Annotated in this window: 1 pseudogene; it reads right to left on the minus strand. The window is 45.6% G+C overall.

The window, feature by feature from the left end:
- Nucleotides 1–229: 229 nt before the first annotated feature.
- Nucleotides 230–800 (minus strand): annotated as a pseudogene (locus tag HMPREF2637_RS11695) (hypothetical protein); the annotation flags it as partial.

An 800-nucleotide genomic window follows, 5' to 3' on the forward strand; every position in this document is an offset into this window, starting at 1 on the left:
GTGCATCATCCTCAGCAAGCACATCAGCTTCAGTCTCAGCGTCAGAATTAGCGAGCGCATCCGATTCAGTATCTACGTCAGCCTCAGTAGGTGCGTCAGAATCAGCCAGCACGTCTGAGTCAACATCAACAAGTATCTCTGTATCAGAATCACAGTCTGCTTCAAACTCAGTATCAGTCTCAGTAAGCTCTTCGATTTCAACAAGTGAGTCTGTATCGTTGAGTGAGTCTCAAAGCGAAAGTGCATCATCCTCAGCAAGCACATCAGCTTCAGTTTCTGCCTCAGAATCGACTTCGGCTAGCGTTTCAGCGTCGACTTCAGCAAGCGCATCAGAATCAACAAGTGCCTCAGAGTCAGTTTCAGCGAGTGCATCTGTGTCTGAATCACAATCAGCCTCATTAAGTGCTTCGATTTCTACAAGTGAGTCTTTATCGTTGAGCGAATCACAAAGTGTAAGTGCATCAGAGTCAGTATCAGCGAGCGCATCCGCTTCAGTATCTACGTCAGCCTCAGTAGGTACGTCAGAATCATCCTCAGTAAGTACTTCGATTTCAACAAGTGAGTCTTTATCGTTGAGCGAATTACAAAGTGCAAGTGTATCTCTATCAGCATCAGCCAGCACGTCTGAGTCAGTCTCAACAAGTGCCTCTGTCTCAGAATCCGCTTCATCAAGCGTTTCAGTATCAGAGTCAGCATCATTGAGTGAATCACAATCAGTCTCAGTAAGTACTTCGATTTCAGCTAGTGAGTCTGTATCGTTGAGCGGATCACAAAGTGTAAGTGCATCAGAGTCAGTATCA

This window comes from Streptococcus sp. HMSC065H07, assembly GCF_001837325.1.
Lineage (GTDB): Bacteria > Bacillota > Bacilli > Lactobacillales > Streptococcaceae > Streptococcus > Streptococcus salivarius_H.